The 19,454-nt window shown below is 61.5% G+C and carries 13 protein-coding genes; 7 read left to right on the top strand and 6 right to left on the bottom strand.

Going from position 1 to position 19,454, the window contains the following annotated elements; genetic code table 11:
• Window positions 1-262: 262 nt before the first annotated feature.
• The 4 genes from xdhA to guaD all read left to right on the top strand — a co-directional run bounded on the left by xdhA (window position 263) and on the right by guaD (window position 6,400).
• Window positions 263-1,717, top strand: coding sequence for a xanthine dehydrogenase small subunit (xdhA, locus tag PBDP_RS09230; RefSeq protein WP_212802130.1), 1,455 nt, complete (start codon window positions 263-265; stop codon window positions 1,715-1,717).
• Window positions 1,710-4,109 carry a xanthine dehydrogenase molybdopterin binding subunit gene (gene xdhB, locus PBDP_RS09225; RefSeq protein WP_212802129.1) on the top strand — a complete coding sequence of 800 codons (2,400 nt, stop codon included), beginning with the start codon at window positions 1,710-1,712 and terminating at the stop codon, window positions 4,107-4,109. The genes xdhA and xdhB overlap by 8 nt, the downstream gene beginning before the upstream one ends.
• A gap of 124 nt (window positions 4,110-4,233) precedes the next feature.
• Window positions 4,234-5,076 (top strand): xanthine dehydrogenase accessory protein XdhC, encoded by an 843-nt coding sequence (gene xdhC / locus PBDP_RS09220; RefSeq protein WP_109751541.1) that lies wholly within the window; start codon window positions 4,234-4,236, stop codon window positions 5,074-5,076.
• A gap of 19 nt (window positions 5,077-5,095) precedes the next feature.
• The gene (gene guaD, locus PBDP_RS09215; protein WP_109751540.1) at window positions 5,096-6,400 is read left to right on the top strand and encodes a guanine deaminase; all 1,305 of its coding nucleotides are present in this window, start codon (window positions 5,096-5,098) and stop codon (window positions 6,398-6,400) included.
• 131 nt (window positions 6,401-6,531) lie between these two features.
• Here the strand turns inward: guaD and PBDP_RS09210 are convergent, their stop codons facing one another.
• The gene (locus PBDP_RS09210) at window positions 6,532-7,296 is read right to left on the bottom strand and encodes a GntR family transcriptional regulator (protein WP_003183531.1); all 765 of its coding nucleotides are present in this window, start codon (window positions 7,294-7,296) and stop codon (window positions 6,532-6,534) included.
• A 243-nt stretch (window positions 7,297-7,539) separates the two neighbouring features.
• On the opposite strand from PBDP_RS09210, the gene PBDP_RS09205 reads away from it, so the two are divergent.
• On the top strand, window positions 7,540-8,730 hold the full coding sequence (locus tag PBDP_RS09205) for a benzoate/H(+) symporter BenE family transporter (protein WP_116831843.1): 1,191 nt from the start codon (window positions 7,540-7,542) through the stop codon (window positions 8,728-8,730).
• Between the two features lie 159 nt (window positions 8,731-8,889).
• Here PBDP_RS09205 and PBDP_RS09200 read toward each other — a convergent pair whose 3' ends face one another.
• Window positions 8,890-9,234 (bottom strand): YggL family protein, encoded by a 345-nt coding sequence (locus tag PBDP_RS09200; RefSeq protein WP_025212695.1) that lies wholly within the window; start codon window positions 9,232-9,234, stop codon window positions 8,890-8,892.
• 231 nt (window positions 9,235-9,465) lie between these two features.
• Between PBDP_RS09200 and dacB the strand changes: the two genes are divergently transcribed.
• Entirely contained in the window at window positions 9,466-10,932 is a 1,467-nt protein-coding gene (gene dacB, locus PBDP_RS09195; protein WP_212802128.1) for a D-alanyl-D-alanine carboxypeptidase/D-alanyl-D-alanine endopeptidase, read from the top strand.
• 153 nt (window positions 10,933-11,085) lie between these two features.
• Here the strand turns inward: dacB and PBDP_RS09190 are convergent, their stop codons facing one another.
• Both PBDP_RS09190 and rlmKL read right to left on the bottom strand, forming a co-directional pair.
• Window positions 11,086-13,470: a sensor domain-containing diguanylate cyclase gene (locus PBDP_RS09190; protein ID WP_212802127.1), complete on the bottom strand. Its 2,385-nt coding sequence runs from the start codon at window positions 13,468-13,470 to the stop codon at window positions 11,086-11,088.
• Between the two features lie 143 nt (window positions 13,471-13,613).
• Entirely contained in the window at window positions 13,614-15,884 is a 2,271-nt protein-coding gene (gene rlmKL / locus PBDP_RS09185) for a bifunctional 23S rRNA (guanine(2069)-N(7))-methyltransferase RlmK/23S rRNA (guanine(2445)-N(2))-methyltransferase RlmL (RefSeq protein WP_163854684.1), read from the bottom strand.
• 530 nt (window positions 15,885-16,414) lie between these two features.
• Between rlmKL and rmf the strand changes: the two genes are divergently transcribed.
• Window positions 16,415-16,630 (top strand): ribosome modulation factor, encoded by a 216-nt coding sequence (gene rmf / locus PBDP_RS09180; protein WP_003223300.1) that lies wholly within the window; start codon window positions 16,415-16,417, stop codon window positions 16,628-16,630.
• Between the two features lie 311 nt (window positions 16,631-16,941).
• On the opposite strand, the gene PBDP_RS09175 is transcribed toward rmf, so the two are convergent.
• A complete protein-coding gene (locus tag PBDP_RS09175; RefSeq protein WP_176688320.1) occupies window positions 16,942-17,961 on the bottom strand; it encodes a quinone-dependent dihydroorotate dehydrogenase in 1,020 nt (339 codons plus the stop codon).
• 98 nt (window positions 17,962-18,059) lie between these two features.
• A complete protein-coding gene (locus PBDP_RS09170) occupies window positions 18,060-19,421 on the bottom strand; it encodes a hypothetical protein (RefSeq protein WP_212802126.1) in 1,362 nt (453 codons plus the stop codon).
• Window positions 19,422-19,454 lie beyond the last annotated feature (33 nt).

Genomic DNA, 19,454 nt, shown 5'->3' with positions numbered 1-19,454 from the left:
CCTGTGGAAGAACCTGTGGGAGCGAGCTTGCTCCGGGCGGCGTTCCGACGATAGCGGCCTGTCAGCTTGCATCCATACTGAATGTACCGCCGTCATCGCGAGCAAGCTCGGCTCCCACAGGGTTCTACAGTATCCATAGAGCGCTGTTCATCGACCAAATGAACTTTCCTGACCTTTAAGTCAGAAAATCGTTGACCGAAAAGTCAGACCTGATAAATTCAGGCCCAGTCGGTACAACAATAATGAGTCTGCGAGGCCTTCCGTGATCCAGTTTTTACTCAACCAGGAACTCCGTAGCGAGCACGCCCTGGACCCGAACCTGACCGTGCTCAACTATTTGCGCGAACACGTTGGTAAACCAGGCACCAAGGAAGGCTGCGCCAGCGGCGACTGTGGCGCGTGCACTGTGGTGGTGGGCGAATTGCACACGGACGAAAAAGGCCAGGCGCGCATTCGCTATCGCAGCCTCAATTCGTGCCTGACTTTCGTCTCGTCCTTGCACGGCAAGCAACTGATCAGCGTCGAAGACCTCAAGCACCAGGGCCAATTGCACAGCGTCCAGCAGGCGATGGTCGATTGCCACGGCTCGCAATGCGGCTTCTGCACACCGGGCTTCGTCATGTCGCTGTTCGCCCTGCAAAAAAACAGCGAACAACCCGATGCCCACAAGGCTCACGAAGCCCTGGCCGGCAACCTCTGTCGTTGCACCGGCTACCGGCCGATCCTGGCCGCCGCCGAGCAGGCCTGCTGCGGCAAGCCAGCGGACCAGTTCGACGCCCGTGAAACCGAGACCATCGCCCGTCTCAAAGCCATCGCCCCGACCGAGACCGGCGAGCTCAATAGCGGCGACAAGCGCTGCCTGGTGCCGCTGACCGTGGCCGACCTGGCCGATCTCTACGACGCTTACCCCCAGGCACGGCTGTTGGCCGGTGGTACCGACCTGGCCCTGGAAGTCACGCAGTTCCACCGGACCCTGCCGGTGATGATCTACGTAGGCAACGTCGCTGAACTCAAGCGCATCGAGCGTTTCGACGATCGCCTGGAGATCGGCGCCGCCACTCCGCTTTCCGATTGCTACGAGGCCTTGAAAGCCGAATACCCGGACTTCGGCGAACTGCTGCAGCGCTTCGCCTCGCTGCAAATCCGCAACCAGGGCACCCTGGGCGGCAACATCGGCAACGCCTCGCCGATTGGCGACTCGCCGCCCCTGCTGATCGCCCTCGGCGCGCAGATCGTGTTGTGCAAAGGCCAGACCCGTCGCACCCTGGCCCTGGAAGACTATTTCATCGATTACCGGGTCACCGCCCGCCAGGAAAGCGAATTCATCGAAAAGATCATCGTGCCCCGGGCCAGTGCCGAACAGGCGTTCCGCGCCTACAAGGTATCCAAGCGCCTGGATGATGACATTTCCGCCGTGTGCGCGGCGTTCAACCTGCGCATCGACAACGGCGTGGTCCGCGACGCCCGCGTGGCCTTCGGCGGGATGGCCGCGACACCCAAGCGCGCCACGCATTGTGAAGCCGCCTTGATCGGCGCCCAGTGGAACGACAGCACGGTCGAGCGCGCCTGCGCGGCCCTGGCCGAGGATTTCACACCACTGTCGGATTTCCGCGCCAGCAAGGAATACCGCCTGCTCAGCGCCCGCAATCTGTTGCGCAAGTACTTCATCGAACTGCAAACGCCGCACATCGAGACTCGGGTGACCGCTTATGTCTAACCATCACGCCGTAGAAAAGACCCAAGCCGAACTGGCCGAGCTGTTCGCCCGCGACCTGAGCACCGGCGTGGGCCGCAGCGTCAAGCATGACAGCGCCGCCAAGCATGTGTCCGGCGAGGCGCAGTACATCGATGACCGCCTGGAATTCCCCAACCAGTTGCACGTCTATGCCCGGCTGTCGGACCGCGCTCACGCCCGGATCCTGCGCATCGACACTGCGCCCTGCTACGCCTTCGAAGGCGTGCGCATCGCCATCACCCACGCAGACATTCCGGGCCTGAAGGACATCGGCCCGTTGCTGCCCGGCGATCCGCTGCTGGCCATCGATGACGTGCAGTTCGTCGGCCAACCGGTGCTGGCCGTCGCCGCCAAGGATCTGGAAACCGCGCGCAAGGCCGCGATGGCGGCCATCGTCGAATACGAAGACCTGGAACCCGTGCTCGACGTAGTCGAAGCCTTGCGCAAACGACACTTCGTGCTCGACAGCCACACCCACCAACGGGGTGATTCGGCCACGGCCCTGGCAAGCGCCGAGCACCGTATCCAAGGCTCGCTGCACATCGGCGGCCAGGAACACTTTTACCTGGAAACCCAGATTTCCTCGGTGATGCCCACCGAAGACGGCGGCATGCTCGTCTACTGCTCGACACAGAATCCCACCGAGGTGCAGAAGCTGGTGGCCGAGGTACTGGGCGTGTCGATGAACAAAGTCGTGGTGGACATGCGCCGCATGGGCGGCGGCTTTGGCGGCAAGGAAACCCAGGCCGCCAGCCCGGCATGCCTGTGCGCGGTCATCGCCCACCTCACCGGCCAGCCGACCAAGATGCGCCTGCCGCGTGTGGAAGACATGCTGATGACCGGCAAGCGCCACCCGTTCTACATCGAATACGACGTGGGCTTCGACAGCACCGGGCGCCTGCACGGCATCGCCCTGGAACTGGCCGGCAACTGCGGTTGCTCGCCGGACCTGTCGGCGTCGATTGTCGACCGGGCGATGTTCCATGCCGACAACGCCTATTACCTGGGCGACGCGACCATCAACGGCCACCGTTGCAAGACCAATACCGCGTCGAACACCGCCTACCGGGGTTTCGGCGGGCCGCAAGGCATGGTTGCCATCGAAGAGGTGATGGACGCCATCGCCCGGCACCTGGGTCTCGATCCGCTGGCGGTGCGCAAGGCCAACTACTACGGCAAGACCGAGCGCAACGTCACTCACTACTACCAGACCGTCGAGCACAACATGCTCGAGGAAATGACCGCCGAACTTGAGCAAAGCAGCCAGTACGCCGAACGCCGCGAAGCGATCCGTCGCTACAACGCCAACAGCCCTGTGCTGAAAAAAGGCTTGGCGCTGACCCCGGTAAAATTCGGTATTTCGTTCACCGCCAGTTTCCTCAACCAGGCAGGTGCCTTGATCCACGTCTACACCGACGGCAGCATCCACCTGAACCATGGCGGCACGGAAATGGGCCAGGGCCTGAACACCAAGGTCGCGCAAGTGGTGGCCGAGGTATTCCAGGTGGAAATGGACCGAGTGCAGATCACCGCGACCAACACCGACAAGGTGCCAAACACCTCGCCCACCGCCGCATCCAGTGGCGCCGACCTGAACGGCAAGGCCGCGCAGAATGCCGCCGAAACCATCAAGCGGCGCCTGGTGGAGTTCGCCGCGCGGCAATACAAGGTCAGCGAAGAAGACGTGGAATTCCACAACGGCCATGTGCGGGTGCGCGATCACATCCTGACGTTCGAGGCGCTGGTGCAGCAGGCGTATTTCGCCCAGGTCTCGTTGTCGAGCACCGGTTTCTACAAGACCCCGAAAATCTACTACGACCGCAGCCAGGCCCGTGGCCGGCCGTTCTATTACTACGCCTTTGGCGCGGCCTGTGCCGAAGTGATCGTCGACACCCTCACCGGCGAGTACAAGATGCTGCGCACCGACATCCTCCACGACGTCGGCGCCTCGCTGAACCCGGCCATCGACATCGGCCAGGTCGAGGGCGGCTTCATCCAGGGCATGGGCTGGCTGACCATGGAAGAGCTGGTGTGGAACGACAAGGGCAAGCTGATGACCAACGGTCCGGCCAGCTACAAGATTCCCGCCGTGGCCGACATGCCACTGGATCTGCGGGTCAAGCTGGTGGAAAACCGCAAGAACCCCGAAGACACGGTGTTCCACTCCAAGGCCGTGGGCGAACCGCCGTTCATGCTTGGCATCGCCGCGTGGTGCGCGATCAAGGACGCCGTGGCGAGCCTGGGGGATTACCAGCACCAACCGAAAATCGACGCCCCGGCGACACCGGAGCGGGTGTTGTGGGGGTGCGAGCAGATGCGCGGGTTGAGGGTGGCGAAGGTTGGGGAAGCTGAAACCGAGTTGGCTTCGCTCTAGGACCGTGGCGCAGCCTCATCGCGAGCAGGCTCGCTCCCACAGAGAATTGTGAACACCAGCCAATGTGGGAGCGAGCCTGCTCGCGATGAGGCCCGAACAGACAACAGAAATGTTGAGGTGAACTATGTACAACTGGATCAGCGCCCTCGCCGACCTGCAAGATCGCGGCGAACCCTGCGTGCTGGTGACGATCATCGAAGAGCTTGGCTCCACCCCGCGCAACGCCGGTTCGAAGATGGTCATCAGCGCCAGCCAGGCGTTCGACACCATCGGTGGCGGGCACCTGGAATACAAGGCCATGGAGATTGCCCGGGACATGCTCGCCAGCGGCCAGCAAAGCACCCATCTGGAACGCTTCAGCCTCGGCGCCAGCCTGGGCCAGTGCTGCGGCGGTGTGACCGTGTTGTTGTTCGAACCCATGGGTCAGGTCCAGGCGCAGATCGCCGTGTTCGGCGCCGGCCATGTCGGTCGTGCCTTGGTGCCGTTGCTGGCGAGCCTGCCCTGCAAGGTGCGCTGGATCGACTCACGGGAAGCCGAGTTTCCCGACCACCTGCCCCACGGCGTGCGCAAGATCGTGACTGAAGACCCGCTGGATGAAGTCGACGAATTGCCCGCTGGCAGTTACTGCATCGTCATGACCCACAACCACCAGCTCGACCTGGAGCTGAGCGCCGCGATTCTCAAGCGCAACGATTTTGCCTACTTCGGCCTGATCGGCTCGAAGACCAAGCGGGTCAAGTTTGAACATCGCCTGCGTGATCGGGGTTTCGACAGCACCACCTTGCAGCGCATGCGCTGCCCGATGGGCATCGGCGAAGTCAAAGGCAAATTGCCTGTGGAAATCGCCATCTCTATCGCCGGCGAAATCATCGCCACCTATAACGCCGATTTCGGCCAGCACACCGCCCGCGCCGAACCGATTGCCAAGCTGCTACCGGCCTCGCGCCGTAGCCAGGCGAACCGTTGAACAATCGTTGAGTATCCCCATGCCCCTGACACGCAAAGCCTACCGCGCCGCCCTGCTCCACAGCCTCGCCGACCCCGCCGAAGTCGGCATCGAGGCGTCCTATGAATATTTCGAAGACGGTTTGCTGGTGGTGGAAAACGGCCAGATCAGCGCCATCGGCCACGCCCACGACCTGCTGCCGACCCTGGCGGCGGACATCGAAATCAAGCATTACCCGGATGCGCTGATCACCCCCGGCTTCATCGACACCCACATTCACCTGCCACAGACCGGCATGGTCGGTGCCTACGGCGAGCAATTGCTCGACTGGCTCAATACCTACACTTTCCCCTGCGAAAGCCAGTTCGCCGACCAGGCCCACGCCGATGCGGTGGCCGATATTTTCGTCAAGGAACTGCTGCGCAACGGCACCACCACCGCACTGGTGTTCGGCAGCGTGCACCCGCAATCGGTGAACTCGTTTTTCGAAGTGGCCCAGAAGCTCGACCTGCGCATGATCGCCGGCAAAGTAATGATGGACCGCAACGCCCCGGACTATCTGGTCGACACCGCCGAATCGAGCTACACCGAAAGCAAGGCGCTGATCGAGCGCTGGCACGGCAAGGGCCGGCTGCACTATGCCGTGACCCCGCGCTTCGCGCCTACCAGCACGCCGGAACAATTGGCCCTGGCCGGTCAGTTGCTGGGGGAATATCCAGACCTGTACATGCAGACTCACATCAGTGAAAACCTGCAGGAAGTGCAGTGGGTCAAGGAACTCTTTCCGGAGCGCAAGGGTTACCTGGACGTCTATGATCATTACCAACTGCTCGGCGAGCGCTCGGTGTTCGCCCATGGCGTGCATTTGTGCGACGACGAATGTGCGCGCCTGGCCGAGACCGGTTCGGCCATCGCCTTCTGCCCGACCTCGAACTTTTTCCTCGGCAGCGGCCTGTTCAATCTGCCTATGGCCGAGAAGCACAAGGTGAACGTAGGGTTGGGCACGGACGTGGGCGGCGGCACCAGTTTTTCGCTGCTGCAAACTTTGAACGAAGCCTACAAGGTGATGCAGTTGCAGGGCGCGCGGCTGAGCCCGTTCAAGTCGCTGTACCTGGCCACCCTCGGCGGCGCCCGGGCCCTGCGCCTGGAGGACAAGATCGGGACTTTGCAGCCGGGTACCGATGCGGACTTTCTTGTGCTGGATTACAACGCCACGCCGCTGCTGGGCTATCGCCTCAAGCAGGCCCGGGACATTGCCGAGAAGTTGTTTGTGTTGATGACGCTGGGGGATGACCGGACGGTGGCGCAAACTTATGCGGCTGGCCGGTTGGTGCATCAGCGCTAGATTCTTGTTGCCTGTCAGATCGCCAATCGCGAGCAGGCTCGCTCCCACAGGGGAATGTGAACGACACAAATCCACTGTGGGAGCGAGCCTGCTCGCGATAGAAGGCGACTCGGTATAACTGGCTCAATCCATCAGAGTTTGGCCGTCGACCGCCCCGGCTTCTTGCTCTGCAACAAATGCGAGAACACCGCATGCAAGTCATCCGACGCGCTTTCCTCGTCGAGGTTGAGCTTGCTGTCGATGTGATCCATGTGATGCATCATCAGGTCCACGGCCAGCGTGGCGTCGCGGGCCTCGATGGCGTCGATCAGCTGGGTGTGTTCGTCGTAGGAACAGTGGGAACGGTTGCCGCTTTCGTATTGGGCAATGATCAACGAAGTCTGCGACACCAGGCTGCGTTGGAAGCTGATCAACGGCGCGTTCTTCGCCGCTTCGGCGAGCTTGAGGTGGAACTCGCCCGACAGGCGGATGCCCGCGCCGCGGTCGCCACGGGAGAAGCTGTCGCGTTCGTCGCTGACCATCTGTCGTAACTCAGCCAATTGTTCGGCCGTGGCGTGCTGCACCGCCAGTTCAGTGATCGCCCTTTCCACCAGGCGACGGGCCATGAACACCTGGCGCGCCTCTTCGACACTCGGGCTCGCCACCACGGCACCGCGATTGGGCCGCAGCAGCACCACGCCTTCGTGGGCCAGGCGTGACAGCGCCCGGCGAATGATCGTGCGGCTGACCCCGAAAATCTCCCCCAGTGCCTCTTCGCTCAACTTTGTACCGGGCGCCAGGCGTTGTTCGAGGATGGCCTCGAAGATATGCGCATAGACAATATCGTCCTGGGTTCCGCTGCGGCCGGCTTTACCTGCTCGCGGTTGTTTCTTGAGGGGCTGCAACTGTTCGTTCATGGGCACTCGAGTCGGGAGAACTGCGGCGAATTGACCGTGACTGTAATACGGCACAGCGGGTCGCTGGCAAGTATCGCGTAAAAAACAGCTCGATTGTACACAACCTCTGATGGCAACACGACTGTATGGCTGTTTGCGGGCATGGCTGTATTGCAATCGGTGACTTCGTTGAGTTTAGGCTTAAACCCGCAATCCGTGGCTCCACCAGGCCAGGCAAATCTACAATAAGGACCACTCTGCACCATGACCGAAGTCACGACCACGCCACTTCGCCCGCTGGCCGACACCTCGCCCTCGGCCATCGTCGCCGGGTTCATCGCGATGATGACCGGCTACACCAGTTCCCTGGTACTGATGTTCCAGGCCGGGCAGGCAGCGGGGTTGAGCAGCGGGCAGATTTCCTCGTGGATCTGGGCGATTTCCATCGGCATGGCGGTGTGCTCCATCGGCCTGTCGTTGCGTTATCGCACACCGATCACCATCGCCTGGTCGACACCCGGCGCGGCGCTGCTCATCACCAGCCTGGGCGGCGTGAGTTACGGCGAGGCCATCGGCGCCTACATCACCTGTGCGGTATTGGTGACGGTCTGCGGCCTGACCGGCAGTTTCGAGCGCCTGGTCAAGCGGATTCCGGCCTCACTGGCGGCGGCGTTGCTGGCGGGGATCCTGTTCAAGATCGGCAGCGAAATCTTCATCGCCACCCAACATCGCACCGGCCTGGTACTGGGGATGTTTTTCACCTACCTGTTCGTCAAGCGCCTGTCGCCGCGCTACGCGGTACTGGCGGCACTGTTGATCGGTACGGCGTTGTCGGGCCTGATGGGGTTGCTGGACTTCAGCGGCTTTGTCCTGGAAGTCGCGACGCCCGTCTGGACCACACCACACTTTTCCCTGGCGGCCACCATCAGCATCGGCATTCCGCTGTTCGTGGTGGCGATGACCTCGCAGAACATGCCCGGCATCGCCGTGCTGCGGGCCGACGGCTACAACGTACCGGCATCGCCGCTGATCACCAGCACTGGCATCGCTTCGTTGCTGCTGGCGCCGTTCGGTTCCCATGGCATCAATCTGGCGGCCATCAGCGCGGCCATCTGCACCGGGCCGCATGCCCACGAAGATCGCAACAAGCGCTACACGGCGGCGCTCTGGTGCGGGGTTTTCTACGGGATCGCCGGAGTGTTCGGCGCAACGCTGGCAGCGTTGTTCGCGGCGCTGCCCAAGGAATTGGTGCTGTCCATCGCGGCCTTGGCGCTGTTCGGGTCGATCATCAACGGCTTGAGCATCGCCATGAGCGAAGTGAAGGAACGGGAAGCGGCGCTGATCACCTTCATGGTCACGGCGTCGGGGATGACGCTGTTTTCCATCGGCTCGGCGTTCTGGGGGATTGTGGCGGGGGTGTTGACCTTGCTGATCCTGAACTGGCGCAACGCTTAAAAGCATCGCGAGCAGGCTCGCTCCCACAGGGTTGTTGTGAACGACACAGATCCCTCTGTGGGAGCGAGCCTGCTCGCGATGGCGGCCTGAAGGACAACATCTACCCAACAGACAGGCACAAAAAAACCGGCGCCCGGAAGGGCTGCCGGTTTTTTTACATCAAGCGACCGGATTGATCGGCTTTTCCGGGTACCAGACGTCCATCAGCGGGCTGACTTCCACACTGGTCAGCTCAGGACGCGCCTTGAGCCAGGCTTCAACGGCAGCACGTTGCTCCTGGGTGACCGAGCCGCGCTTCTGCAGGCAAACCAGACCGTAGTCGTCACCGCCGACATAGCCCAGGCCGTTGGCTTCCATGGCTTCTTTCAGGAAAGCGTCGAGGAAAGCGTCAATAGCCTCATCGGCCAGATCTTCTTTGAAATCCAGGTTCAGTTCGAAACCCAGCTCTTGAAATTCATCCACGCACAGTTTTTTGCGCAGACGCTGGGAACGGTTAGTCGCCATTGGAACAATCCTCATAAGTAATAACGGCCGGCACTTTACCAGTTTGGTGCGTCGATTGCCCGACTGATCGGGCGTATCGGCCTACCGTCGGTAAAAAATAGCATTCGAAGGGCTCAGGCACGGCCCATGCCGTTGCGGCTTGGGGCATAATGCCGACACTTTCATGACCGTTGAGGACGTTCATTTTCATGTCCTCGTCTTTTCCCCCTCGCCCGTAGGGTTTTATTTCAAATGATCAAATCTTTGCGTCCACTGCTTCTGGCCAGCCTTCTTCTTCCCCTGGCCCTCCCTGTCACCACCCACGCCGCCACGATCAATACCGCCCTGTCGCCCAACGTGCAAAAGGCCCTCAAGGCCAGCAAGCTGCAGGATGACGCCCTGTCCCTGGTAATGATCCCGCTCAACGGCCCCGGTACCCCGACCCTGTACAACGCCGACGTTTCGGTGAACCCGGCGTCCACCATGAAACTGGTGACCACCTACGCGGCCCTGGAAATGCTCGGTCCCAATCACCAGTGGAAAACCGAGTTCTATACCGACGGCACCCTCAGCGGCGGGATTCTCAACGGCAACCTGTACCTCAAGGGCGGCGGCGACCCCAAGCTGAACATGGAAAAACTCTGGCTGCTGATGCGCGACCTGCGGGCCAACGGCGTGCAGCAAGTCACCGGCGACCTGGTGCTCGATCGCGGCTTCTTCATCCAGCCGCAACTGCCCGAGTTCAACGACGACGGCAACGACGAAAACAAACCGTTCCTGGTCAAGCCCGACTCGCTGTTGGTCAACCTCAAGGCCCTGCGCTTCGTCGCCCGCAATGACGGCGGCCGGGTGCTGGTGTCGGTAGAGCCACCGATTGCCAGCATTCGCATCGAAAACCAGGTCAAGGCCGTCAATTCCAAGCAATGCGCTGGCGGCGTGCGCTACAACCCGGTGACCCAGCCGGACGGCAGCGTGACGGTTACCGTCGGCGGCCAGCTCGGCGACGGTTGCAGCTCGCAGACTTATCTGTCGCTGCTGGACCACGCCACCTACACCGCCGGTGCGGTGCGGGCGATCTGGAAGGAACTGGGCGGCAGCATCCAGGGCCAGGACCGCCTGGCCGCGACCCCAAGCAACGCCAAGGTGCTGGCCCGGGCGTTCTCCCCGGACCTGGCGGAGATCATCCGCGACATCAACAAATACAGTAACAACACCATGGCCCAGCAGCTGTTCCTGAGCCTGGGCGCGCAGTTCCGTAACGAAGCCGACGGTGATGACGCCAAGGCGGCGCAGCGGGTGGTGCGCCAGTGGCTGGCCAAGAAAGGCATCACTGCGCCGCACCTGGTGATGGAGAACGGCTCCGGCCTGTCCCGCGCCGAACGAGTCAGCGCCCGGGAAATGGCGGCGATGCTGCAAGCCGCCTGGAACAGCCCGTATGCGGCGGAGTACATCAGCTCGATGCCAATCGCCGGCACCGACGGCACCATGCGCAAACGCCTCAAGACCACCGCCATGGCCGGTGAAGCCCACATCAAGACCGGCACCCTGAATACCGTCCGTGCCATCGCCGGCTTCAGCCGTGACATCAATGGCAACACCTGGGCGGTGGTGGCGATCCTCAATGATCCAAAACCATGGGGTGCGTCATCGGTACTGGACCAAGTGCTGCTGGACCTGTACCGCCAGCCGAAACTGCCGCAGACGGCTTCGGTGCTCTGACCCGGCACAAACCCAGTGTGGGAGCGAGCCTGCTCGCGATTCGGTCGGTCAGCAAACATCGATGTTGATGACACACCGCTATCGCGAGCAGGCTCGCTCCCACAGTGAATCTGCGTCGTACACGGATTTGTGCCCACAGAAGATCGATAGGGGCTAGCCCAACTGCACTTCGACCCGATCCCGCCCGGCCTGCTTGGCTGCATAAACGCCAGAGTCAGCCCTTAGCAGCAACGCATCGGCGCCCTCCCCGGCGCGCCAGGTGGCGATACCGAAGCTGGCGGTGACAAAACCCACATCCTCGATGGGCGCTGCCCGCAAGCCTTCCCACAGCCCCAGCGCCAGGGAATAGGCACTGTCGCTGTCGGTGTCCGGGCACAGCACTACGAACTCTTCGCCACCCAGCCGGCAGAATACATCGGTGCGACGCAACCGTTGGGCGACGCGCTGGCAGACCACCTGCAGCACCCGGTCGCCCACCGCGTGGCCATGCTGGTCGTTGATGCGCTTGAAGTGATCGATGTCGAGCATGATCACCGCCAGCCCCCCGGAACCGCGTTCGACTCGGGCCATCTCCGAGGTCAGGCGTTCCTGGAAGTAGCGGCGGTTGCGGATGCCGGTCAAGGCGTCGGTCACGGACAAGGCTCGCAGCTCTTCCTCCACCCGCTTGAGATCGGAAATATCCGAGATATAGCCGTGCCACAACACCCCGCCGCCGGGCAGTTCCTCGGGCGTGGCCTCGCCGCGCACCCAGCGCAGGCCGCGCAAGGGCAACTGCACCCGATACTCTTCCCGCCACGGGCTCAAGGTGTGAGCCGAAGAACGGATCGAAGCGCGAACACGCGTGCTGTCCAGTGGGTGGATGCGCGAGAAGATCGCCTCGGCGTTCTGCACCAGCACATCGGGCTCCAATTCATAGATGTCGCGAATGCCGTCGCTGGCATAGATCACACTGAAACGGCCGTTGAAATCCATTTTGAACTGGTAGATGCCTCCGGGCACATGGGCGCTGAGCTTTTTCAACAACAGGTCTCGGGCGGCCAATGCTTCGTGGACACGCTTGCGTTCGGTGATGTCAATACAGATTGCCAGGTGCCCGACCCACAGCCCCTGGTCATCGAGCATCGGAGTGGCGAGCATGTTCACGGTCAGGTGGCTGCCATCGCGGCGCACCAGGGTCCACTCCCGCGCCTGTTGTCCGCCCTGCTCGCCGCCCTCGAGCAGCATCGCATGACACGTGGGAATCGGTTTGCCAAAGCGCGCGCCGAGTTGCGCGGCGCGGGCCTGGAGTTCGCGCGGTACATGCAGGCCTTCCAGGGTCATGCTTTGCAGGACCTCGCAGCTTTGGTAGCCGAGCATCTGCTCGGCACCGGCGTTAAAGGTGGTAATGACGCCGCGCAGGTCAGTGGCGATGATCGCGACCTGGGTCGCGGCATCCAGCACACCGCGCAATTGGCCGTGGGTACCGCGCAGTTCCTGCTCTCGGGCGCGCAGTTCACGGGTGCGTTGCTCCACCAGCTCCAAGGCTCGCTGCCGCTGGCTGACCAGTACATAGAGCAAGGCACTGAGCAGCAGGCTGAGCAAGCCACCGAGTATCACCATGCTGGTGACCGACGAATGATTGCTCGACAGGAACACCCGGCTGGGCCGCAACTCCACCCGGAAGTCGCGATCAGCCAGGCGCAACAGGCGGGTCGCCGACAAATCACTACGACCCGTTGGGTTGTGGGACTCGAACAGCGCCTCTTCCGCGTTTTCGACAGACAGGTCCATGATACGCATCGACAGATTGTCGTGACCGGGCGCGGGCAGTCCATCACCCACCAGTTGCCGCATGCTGATGGCCGCCACCACGTACCCGAACGGTTCGCTGGCCGATTTCCGAATAACCGGCGCAACCAGCAGTACCCCGCGGGCAAACACCGGGTCGGCGCCCATCAGGTCCACGGGTTGCGAGACCACCAGCCCGCCACGCTGACGGGCACGTTCGAGGGTGGCACGGCGCAAGGGTTCGGAAAGCAGATCCAGGCCCAGTGGTGCCCCGTAGGGAGTCCGACTGTGGATATAGAGCACAGGGGCGTATTCATCCCGCTCGGCGGCCGGCCGCAGGCCGCCGCTGCCGTCCGCCTCACGGATCGCAAACTGGCTGTCCCCTTCGGCCCGCGCCTGCTGTTCGAACGCTTGCCGTTCGTCGCGTAGCACCCTGGGTGCCCAGGCGAAGGCCCGGGTACGGCGCAACAGTGCGTCGGCGTAACCATGGAATTCGCTGTCGGAGACATCTTCGGAGTTGGCAAAGAAGCGTCCCAGGCTGTCGAGGAGTAGCTCCTCGTCCTGGAAATGTTCCTCGATGCGGCTGAAACGCTCCTCTGCTTGCAGTTCGAAGCGCTGGCGCAATTGCTGATTGAACAGGTTCATCATCGCCCAGGTCAGCAAGCCGGTCAGGACCGTACCGGCCAGCAGGACCAGCGAAGCCACCAGCCAGGCCGACACATCTTCGCTGATAAAGCCCAGTATCCTGGGGCGCACCTGATGCAATGCCATAAATACAACTCAGAAAGGAGCCAGGCATAGGCACAGCCCTGGACACAGCCTAAGTTATAGCTATTAGCCATTACTTTGACCAGTCCCCAAATGAGGCCAGAAGCCTTGAAATACAAGGCTTCATGGATCCAATCAGCTACGAGTCAACGAGACATGATCTTCCAGGCACGGTGGATCTTACCGTTGCGTGCAAAATCCGGATCAATGGTCTTGGCTGTGATCTCTTCCACCGCATAACGCTCGCCGAGGTTATCTTCGAGCTGGAACTTGCGGAAGTTGTTGGAGAAGTACAGCACACCGCCCGGTGCCAGGCGCGCCATGGCCAGGTCCAGCAACTGGACATGATCGCGCTGCACGTCGAACACTCCCTCCATGCGCTTGGAATTGGAGAAGGTCGGCGGATCGATGAAAATCAGGTCGTACTCATCACGGCTGGCTTCAAGCCAGGCCATCACATCGCCCTGTTCCAGACGGTTCTTGTCGGAAAAACCATTGAGCGACAGGTTGCGCCGCGCCCAATCCAGGTAGGTTTTCGACAAATCGACACTGGTGGTGCTGCGCGCCCCGCCCTTGGCCGCGTGGACGCTGGCAGTCGCGGTGTAACAGAACAGGTTGAGGAAACGCTTGCCAGCCGCTTCCTTCTGGATCCGCAGGCGCATCGGCCGGTGATCGAGGAACAGCCCGGTGTCCAGGTAATCGGTGAGGTTGACCAGCAGCTTCACCCCGCCTTCGTTGACCTCGGTGAACTTGCCCTGGGCGCTCTGGCGCTCGTACTGCTTGGTGCCGCTCTGACGCTCGCGGCGCTTGATCACCACGCGGCTCTTGTCGATGTTCAGTGCCTGGGGAATGGCCGCCAGGGCGTCGAACAAACGGGCCGAGGCTTTTTCCGGGTCGATGGACTTTGGCGCAACGTACTCCTGAACGTGCACCCAGTCGTGGTACAGGTCAATGGCCATGGAGTATTCCGGCATGTCGGCATCGTAGACCCGGTAGCACTCAACGCCTTCACGCTTGGCCCACTTACTCAGCGACTTGAGGTTTTTTTGCAGGCGATTGGCGAACATCTGCCCGCCTTCGCTCAACCGCGCCTGCTCGACCACAGGGGCTGGCGACGGGGCCGGTTTGATCGGGTTGCCGTTCTTGTTGTACTGGCGCTCTTGCGGCACTTCCGGGGTTTGATCGTAGGCGGCCTGCTCACGCTCGGCCTGACGCTGTTCCGGGCTACGGCGCTCGCCGGTGACGAACTGATCCGGCAACACCTTGATCAGCAGTAACTTGCACGGCAAGGCCCCGTTCCAGAACGAATACTGCTTGTGGCTGCGAATACCCATGCGCTTGCCCAGGTCCGGCGCACCAGTAAACACCGCCGCCTCCCAATTCAGGCAGGCCTGGCGCAGGCGCTCGCCCAGGTTCTGGTAGAGGTAAAGCAGGCTGGCTTCATCGCCCAGACGCTCACCGTACGGAGGGTTGCAGATCACCAGGCCCTTCTGGTTCTGGTCCGGACGGGGTTCAAAGGTGGCGACTTCGCCTTGATAGATCTTGATCCACTCGCTCAAGCCTGCCCGCTCGACGTTGTTGCGGCCCGGCTGGATCAGCCGCGGGTCGGCCTCGTAGCCACGAATCCACAACGGCGGCTTGGCCAGCCCGGCGGCGGCGCGGGCGGTCGCCTCTTCGTGGAGCTTCTTCCACAGCGCCGGCACGTGGCCGAGCCAGGCGGTGAAGCCCCATTGCTGGCGGCGCAGGTTCGGCGCCATGTCGGCGGCGATCATCCCGGCCTCCACCAGGAACGTGCCGACACCGCACATCGGGTCGGCCAGCGCCCCGCCTTCAGCGGCAATACGCGGCCAACCGGCGCGGATCAGGATCGCGGCGGCGAGGTTTTCCTTCAGCGGCGCAGCGCCCTGCTGCAAACGATAGCCGCGCTGGTGCAGGCTGTGGCCAGAAAGATCCAGGGAGAGGATCGCTTCGCCACGGTCCAGGCGCAGGTGGATGCGCAGGTCCGGGTTGAGCTTGTCGATGGACGGTCGCTCGCCTGTCGGGGTGCGCAGCTTGTCGACGATGGCATCCTTGACTTTCAAGGCGCCGAAGTGGGTGTTGTCGATGCCCGAGCCGTGGCCGCTGAACTCCACCGCCAAGGTGCCATCAGCGAGCATGTGGTCTTGCCAGTCGACGTCCAGCACGCCGTGGTACAGGTCTTCGGCGTCCTTCATCGGGAAGCGCTTGAGTACCAGCAACACGCGGTTGGCCAGGCGCGACCAGAGGCACAGGCGATAAGCCGTTTCCATGTCGGCCATGCCACGCACGGCGGAGGTGTGCTCGCGCGCCTCTTCAAGGCCAAGCCCGACGGCTTCCTCGATGAGCAGGCCTTCGAGGCCCTTGGGGCAAGTGAGGAAGAGTTCGAAACGATCGGACATGGGATTTCCAGAGCCTTTGGCTAAGTGGACCGGGCAACGCATTGCCGGGTCGGGTTCAATCAGGTGCTTTTCTCAAGAGCACCCGCGTGGCACGAGAGTGTGCCGTCCCGCCCTCGCCGCTCAGGTTAGAAGAGCTTGGATGCGAAGGCAGATAAAAAATTCTGTGCAACAAATTGTGAAAACTCGACCCTTTCGTCGAATAGTACCTGAGTGCAACAGGGGGACATTCTCATTCGAAGGAAGACTGCCCCTTTGGCGCAGGGCCGATCATACAGGGGTCTTGCTCAAAAGCGGTCAACGAACATCAAGTTACTTATCGCCCTAACATCTTTATTGTTACGTGCTTATGACAAAACGATCATTCCATCCATGTGACGCTTTGGTTAGAACTCAACACAGGTTGACGTCGCAACGGCGCCAACACCTTGGCTCGTCACGCCGGCAACGAGCCACCAACGGCAGAATGATTCTGCCCCGGCCTCGATAGAGGTCGACGCGAAGCAACAGTCAACAAGTGAGGGAAACACCCTATGAGAAGACTTAAGCGTGATCCGTTGGAAAGAGCATTTTTACGTGGTTACCAATATGGCGTTGGTGGTAAATCCCGTGAGCTTTGCCCCTTTACTCTACCGTCGGTACGTCAAGCCTGGATCAATGGCTGGCGAGAAGGACGCGGCGACAATTGGGACGGTATGACCGGCACTGCGGGTATCCATAGACTCAACGAACTTCACGCCGTCGGCTGACACAGGGCTTAATACTCAAGAACTCGACAATTTGACACCCATATCGATTTAACCACGCACGTCCCATCCGGACGGCGGGCTACGGCCCAGGGGGCTCCTTCGAGGAGCCCTTTTTAATGCCTGGGTTTTCTGAACACTGTGAATACCTGGACTGCAAACACTCTTGTGGGCGAACCCCACCTTCTGTGGGAGCAAGGCTTGCCCGCGATGAAGACGACACGGTCTATCTGGAACCGAGGTGCCCGTATCGCGAGCAAGCTTTGCTCCCACAAAAAAACCTGCTCGCCACAATAGAGCCGAGCGCGCCTGAATCAACGCAACGCCGCAATCGCATCCACTGATTCACGAATCAGCGCCGGCCCTTTGTAGATAAAACCCGAATAAATCTGCACCAGGCTCGCCCCGGCGGTGATTTTCTCGGCGGCATGCCGGCCCTCGGTGATGCCTCCCGCCGCAATGATCGGCAAACGCCCTGCCAACTCATCAGCCAGCACTTTCACGGTGTGAGTGCTCTTGTCACGCACCGGCGCACCGGACAAGCCACCCGCCTCGTCACCGTGCTCCAGCCCTTCGACACCTTCGCGACCCAGGGTCGTGTTGGTGGCAATCACCGCGTCCATGCCGGTCTCGATCAGGGCCTGGGCGACTTGGATAGTCTCTTCGTCGGTCATGTCCGGGGCGATCTTGATCGCCAGTGGCACGTGCCGGCCGTGGGTCAACGCCAGCTCCGCGCGACGCTGGGCCAGGTCGGCCAGCAGTTGCTTGAGGGAATCACCGAATTGCAGGCTGCGCAGGCCCGGGGTGTTGGGGGAGCTGACGTTGACGGTCACGTAGCTGGCGTGGGCGTAGACCTTGTCCAGGCAGATCAGGTAGTCGTCGACGGCACGCTCCACCGGGGTGTCGAAATTCTTGCCGATGTTGATGCCCAGCACGCCTTTGTACTTGGCGGCGGCCACCCGGGCCAGCAGATGGTCGACGCCCAGGTTGTTGAAGCCCATGCGGTTGATGATCGCCTCGGCTTGCGGCAGGCGGAAAAGCCGTGGCTTGGGGTTGCCGGGCTGTGGGCGCGGGGTCACGGTACCGATCTCCACAAAACCGAAACCCAGCTGGGCGAACCCGTCGATGGCAGCGCCATTCTTGTCCAGGCCCGCCGCCAACCCGACCGGGTTGGGAAACTCCAGGCCCATGACCGTCACCGGTAACTTCGCCGGCGCCTTGCACAGTAAACCGTTGAGGCCCAAACGTCCGCCCGCGCCGATCAGGTCCAGGGACAGATCGTGGGAGGTTTCCGGGGAAAGTTTGAACAGCAGCTCACGGGCCAGGGTGTACATGGGTGGGTTTGACTCGATCGGAGAAATGAGGCGCGGATTATAGCCGGGGTGGAGGGATGGGAGCGAGCAACCGATGGTTGCCCACTCTTGGGGTTGGATCAAGACGTGGTCGTTTCCTGCAGAGCATAAGTGTTGTTGGTTTGCTTTAGGTTGGCAAAGATGAGTGGAAAGTAAAGAAGCGCAACCATCACGGCGAAACAACCATTGAGAACATGGCCTTGGGTATCCTCACCCATCTCGTCACCCAACAAGGCCGTTACCGCACCTACGAACAAGCTGACAGCGTGCCCAAACGAGAGCCGTGCCCCCGCAACATTCACAAATGCATCGGCCAATTGAGTGCGGGTGGGCCACTGAACACCAACGCGCACCTCCAGGGCCATTTGTTGTAAAGACTCCGGATCAGAAAAGACCGAATCCAGTCCTCGCTGGGGCGATAGCACATGCCAACTTTTGCAGGCAATCAAGGTAGCCACATCGGCTACCATTCCGAGAGCATTCAACCCGGCTTGAATAGCATCCGCCCCGAAATCGTAACCAAGCCCCTCGGCGGCCCTGGCAGGACCACTCAATGGCATGGCCTTGCCCAGTTCCGCCAGCGCAAATTGGCCTGCGCCATAAGCCGCGGCTGTAACTCCGGTTGCCGCTAAGTTCGCGGGACCTGCGTTGTCTTTCAAAGGGAAGAAGGATTGAGCCACGGCCCTGGCCGTGATGTAGACCACTGAGCCGGTCATTGCAGGGAAGAGCTTTGACGCCGCTCCCGTGAGAACGGCTCCGAGCGCGGCTCCCATCACCGCGCTCGCCATGCATAAACACGCCACCCGCGACTTCCAGCTCGCCTCCCCTGAAAACTCCCTGCGGATGGCCCCCATCAGCGTCAACGCAGGCCCGATCATCGCCAGCGCAACCGCCGCCCACGCCCGAGAAGCCTCGGGGGCGTCACCTTCACGCATAGCGTTCTCGACGAGATAGCCAACGTACTGGCGCAAACAGGTGGCCAGTGCAATGATCATCCCCGTGTGTCCAGCGATATTCAGCAGGTTGAGCCCTGGCCCCTTGGTGGCTTCGAGCAGTTCCATGCCAGCCTCGAGCATAGCTTTCAATCGATCTACACGGCTTTCGGCGCCCGTGGCGTTCCCTCCGTCGATTAAGTTAAAAACTCCGTTACGTTCAGGCTCAGCAGGCATTTCACCTGATTCGATAAAGCGTTCAATTTCAATTTTCGCGCCTAGATCATGTTCTCCCAGATCGCACTCCGGAGAGGGATACTCCGTTGCGCGACTGATATGTTCAAAAGCCGCTTTGAGTTGCCTGGGTGATCCCAACTGGCTCGGTTGAAACCCTGTAATGTCCAACGCTGCAGGGTCAAGCTTCGCTAAAGACCCTGTCGAGATATTTGAAACTGAAGCAACGTCGCCCCAAGCAGCAGCGGGTATGCCGGTCCCTCCTGTAATATGCATGGTCATTTCTCCTTGTAGTCATACGAACAGTCA

The organism is Pseudomonas sp. St290, from assembly GCF_018325805.1.
Lineage (GTDB): Bacteria > Pseudomonadota > Gammaproteobacteria > Pseudomonadales > Pseudomonadaceae > Aquipseudomonas > Aquipseudomonas bijieensis.
Note: the sequence above shows the minus strand (reverse complement) of the source record. Positions and strands in the feature narration are given on the sequence as shown.